The sequence below is a fragment of the Inquilinus sp. OTU3971 genome (assembly GCF_038440215.1).
Genome location: NZ_JASATH010000350.1, coordinates 1 through 3,965 on the forward strand (window position 1 = coordinate 1; position 3,965 = coordinate 3,965).

Here is a 3,965-nt window from a genome sequence, read left to right on the forward strand (position 1 = left end):
CCCCCCGGCCCCCCCCCCCCCCCCCCCCCCCCCCCCCCCCCCCCCCCCGCGCCCCTCCCTCTCCCCGAGGAGAGGGAAATATGAGCCGCGCCCACATCACCCCTCCCCCGGGGAGAGGTCGAAATCGCGCAGCGATTTCGGGTGAGGGGGTGGCTCCGGTCTATCCAATTATCCGTGATCAATCACTGTGGCCGCGCCCCGCAGCCTCGGCCACCAGCCAGTCGCGGAAGGCGGCGCGCAGCGGGTCCGGCCGGTCGGCCAAAGGCTGGGCCAGGAAATAGCCGCGCTGGGTGCGGTAGGGAGCGGGCAGGCAGGCGACGAGCTGGCCGGCCGCCAGCAGGTCGTCGACCAGCGGACGCCAGCCCAGCGCCACGCCCTGCCCGGCCAGCGCCGCCTGCAGCACCAGCGGGTAGTTGTTGAAGCGCAGCGACCGGCCGCGCGGTGCGCCCTCGACCCCCTGCCCCCGGAACCAGCCGGGCCAGTCGAGCCAGCGCGCCGGGTCCGGGCTGTCGAGATGCAGCAGCGGCTGGTCCAGCAGGTCGGCCGGCGCCGCGAGCCGCGGCAGCCGGGCCAGCATCCCGGGGCTGCAGATCGGCACGACGCTTTCCGGGAACAGCCGGTCGACGGTGCAGCCGGGCCAGCGCCCCGAGCCGAAGGCGACCACCGCGTCGACGGCGCGGTCGCGCGGGTCGAGCACGTCCTGGCTGGCCAGGATGCGGATCTCGACACCGCCCAGCGCCGCCCGCAGCCGTTCCAGCCGCGGCAGCAGCCAGTAGGTGGCGAAGCCGAAATCGGTGGCGACGGTCAGCCCGCCGGGGTCTCGCGCCTGGCGGATCTCCGCCGCCGTGTCGGCGATGGCGTCGAGCGACCGGGTCACCACCTGCAGCAACCGCTCGCCCTCCGCGGTCAGCGCCACGCCGCGATGCAGCCGCCGGAACAGGGCCGCGCCCAGCCGCGCCTCCAATGCGGCGATCTGATGGGAGACGGCCGGCTGGGTGGCCCCGAGCTCGCGCGCCGCGGCGCTGAAATTCGACAGCCGTCCCGCGGTCTCGAAGGCCAGGAGCGCCGGCATCGGCGGCAGATCGCGACGGCGGGTTGCCATAAGCAGGGATAATAGCTGCATGAACGGCCGCGGTCTTCACGATCCTGCCGGCCGCGCCTCACTCTGGTCTTTACAGACATACGAAGCAGGGAGAGGCCCATCGTGGCAGCAGCGGCACGGCGACCGAACATCCTGATCCTGATGGCGGACCAGCTGACGCCCTTCGCGCTGCCGGCCTATGGCAACGCGGTGGTGCAGGCGCCGGTGATGGCGGCGCTGGCGCGGGACGGAGTGGTGTTCGACGCCGCCTATTGCAACAGCCCGCTGTGCGGGCCGTCGCGCGCGGTGTTCATGTCCGGCCGGCTGCCCTCGGCGATCGGCGCCTACGACAACGCCGCCGAGTTCCCCTCCGACATCCCGACCTTCGCCCATGCGCTGCGGGCGCTGGGCTATCGCACCATCCTGTCCGGGAAGATGCATTTCTGCGGCGCCGACCAGCTGCACGGCTTCGAGGAGCGGCTGACCACCGACATCTATCCGGCGGATTTCGGCTGGACCCCGGACTGGGACCGGCCGGAGGCGCGGCCGAGCTGGTACCACAACATGTCGTCGGTGCTAGACGCCGGCCCCTGCATCCGCACCAACCAGCTGGATTTCGACGACGAGGTGGTGTTCGCCGCCGAACGCCGGCTGTACGACCTGGCGCGGGGCGGCCATGGCGCTTCGGACCACCAGCCCTTCTGCCTGACCGTGTCGCTGACCCATCCGCACGACCCCTTCGCGGTGCCGGAGCGGTACTGGACCCTGCACCGCGACGAGGACATCCCGCTGCCCGAGGACGCACCGGCCGACGACCCGCATTCGCGCCGGCTGCGCGCGGTGTGCGAGCTGGACCGGACGCCGATCACCGCCGAGCAGACCCGCCGCGCCCGGCGCGCCTATTACGGCGCCATCGCCTATGTCGACGAGCAGTTCGGGCGGGTGATGGAGGCGCTGCGCCGCACCGGCCTGGCCGAGGACACCGTCACCATCATCCTGTCCGACCATGGCGAGTTCCTGGGCGAGCGCGGCCTCTGGTACAAGATGAGCTTCCTGGAGGGCGGCAGCCGCATCCCACTGGTGGTGCACGCCCCCGGCCGCTTCGCGCCGCGCCGGGTCGGCGCCGCCGTGTCCTCCGCCGACCTGCTGCCGACCCTGGTCGATTTGGCCACGCCGGAGGGGGCCACGCCGGAGGGCGCGCCGCCGCATCCGACGCCGCTGGACGGGCGCAGCCTGCTGCCGCATCTGGCCGGCACCGGCGGGCACGATCTGGTCCTGGGCGAGTACCTGGCCGAGGGCGCCGTGGCGCCGATCGTGATGATCCGCCGCGGAAACTGGAAGTTCATCCACAGTCCGGCCGACCCCGACCAGCTCTACGATCTCGCGGCCGATCCGGGCGAGCGGGTGAACCGCGCCGCCGACCCGGCCGAGGCCGCGCGGGTCGCTGCCTTCCGGGCGGAGGTGGCGGCGCGCTGGGACCTGCCGCGGCTGCGCGAGCAGGTTCTGGAAAGCCAGCGGCGGCGGCATTTCGTGGATGCGGCGCTGCGCCGGGGCGCCCTGCATGGCTGGGATTGGCAGCCGCGGCAGGACGCCACCCGGCAATACATCCGCAACCACATGGATCTCGACGACCTGGAAGCCGCCGCCCGGTTCCCGCGCGTCACGCGCGGCCAAGACGCCAATAAGGACGACAACAACAGGGAGACTGAACCATGGCGCGCCTCATCGCCCTTGCCCTGACCGGCCTGCTGCTGGCGGCCGCGCCCGCCGCCGCGGCCGATCCCGACGCTTGTGCCACCGTGCGCATGTCGGATCCGGGCTGGACCGACATCACCTCGACCAACGGCATCCTCGGCACCCTCCTGGAGCCGCTGGGCTATACCCAGAAGGTGGAGACCCTGGCCCCGCCGGTGACCTTCGAAAGCCTGAAGAACAGCCAGATCGACGTCTTCCTCGGCAACTGGATGCCGGCGCAGAGTCGCTTCATCGAACCGCTCACGGCCGAGAAGGCGATCGAGGTGATCCGCCCGAATCTCGACGGCATCCGCTTCACCCTGGCGGTCCCGGCCTATGTCGCCGAGGCCGGGGTGAAGGATTTTGCCGACCTGGCCAAGCACGCCGACCAGTTCGGCCGCAGGATCTACGGCATCGGGCCGGGGGCGCCGGCCAACCAGAACATCCAGAAGATGATCGACGCCGGGGATTTCGGCCTGGACGGCTGGACCCTGGTCGAATCGAGCGAGCAGGGGATGCTGAGCCAGGTGGACCGGGCGGTGCGGCGCAAGGAATGGATCGCCTTCCTGGCCTGGGAGCCGCATCCGATGAACAGCCAGTTCCAGATCGCCTATCTCAGCGGCGGCGACGCCTATTTCGGCCCGAATTACGGCCGCGCCACCGTCTACACCGTGACGAGGCGAGACTTGTCGAAGAATTGCCCCAATCTCGCCCGGCTGCTGTCACAGCTGACGTTCACGGTCGACATGGAAAACCAGATCATGGGGATTCTGGGCGAGGGGTCGGACGGCAAGGCAGCCGCCGCGCAGTATCTCAAGGCTCACCCCGATCTTCTGTCCGGCTGGCTGGCCGGCGTGACCACCCGCGACGGACAGGATGGCCTCGCCGCCGTCCGCGCCGCATTGAACCAGGGCTGAGGAGGCCCGGAGCGCATGTGGACCCAGATCCGGGACTGGATCGCCCAGCTGTTCAAGCCGCGCTACCACCCGGAGCGGCACTATATGCGCGGCCGGCAGCCCGGCAGCACCTCGCGCTGAGACGCCTGTCGCCGTGGCGGCGACAGGTCCGTCTCGAACCAACGGGCGGCGGGTCGGTGAACCCGCCGCCCGAGTCGATTCTCAGCCCGTGATGTAGGCCAGCAGGGGCGGGG

3 protein-coding genes are annotated in these 3,965 nt (G+C 71.3%); 2 read left to right on the forward strand and 1 reads right to left on the reverse strand.

From position 1 onward, the window contains the following. Positions 1 to 178: 178 nt before the first annotated feature. Positions 179 to 1,072: a choline sulfate utilization transcriptional regulator gene (locus tag AAHM41_RS39375; RefSeq protein ID WP_342242097.1), complete on the reverse strand. Its 894-nt coding sequence runs from the start codon at positions 1,070 to 1,072 to the stop codon at positions 179 to 181. A 132-nt stretch (positions 1,073 to 1,204) separates the two neighbouring features. On the opposite strand from AAHM41_RS39375, the gene betC reads away from it, so the two are divergent. Together betC and AAHM41_RS39385 are read left to right on the forward strand one after the other, a co-directional pair. Continuing rightward, positions 1,205 to 2,821 (forward strand): choline-sulfatase, encoded by a 1,617-nt coding sequence (betC, locus tag AAHM41_RS39380; RefSeq protein ID WP_342242098.1) that lies wholly within the window; start codon positions 1,205 to 1,207, stop codon positions 2,819 to 2,821. Next, a complete protein-coding gene (locus tag AAHM41_RS39385; protein WP_342242099.1) occupies positions 2,794 to 3,732 on the forward strand; it encodes a choline ABC transporter substrate-binding protein in 939 nt (312 codons plus the stop codon). Before betC ends, AAHM41_RS39385 begins: the two co-directional genes overlap by 28 nt. Positions 3,733 to 3,965: the final 233 nt, after the last annotated feature.

Coding starts and splice junctions, on each gene's coding strand:
- AAHM41_RS39375 (WP_342242097.1), bottom strand. CDS start 1,072: ATGCCGGCGCTCCTGGCCTTCGAGACCGCGGGACGGCTGTCGAATTTC.
- AAHM41_RS39385 (WP_342242099.1), top strand. CDS start 2,794: ATGGCGCGCCTCATCGCCCTTGCCCTGACCGGCCTGCTGCTGGCGGCC.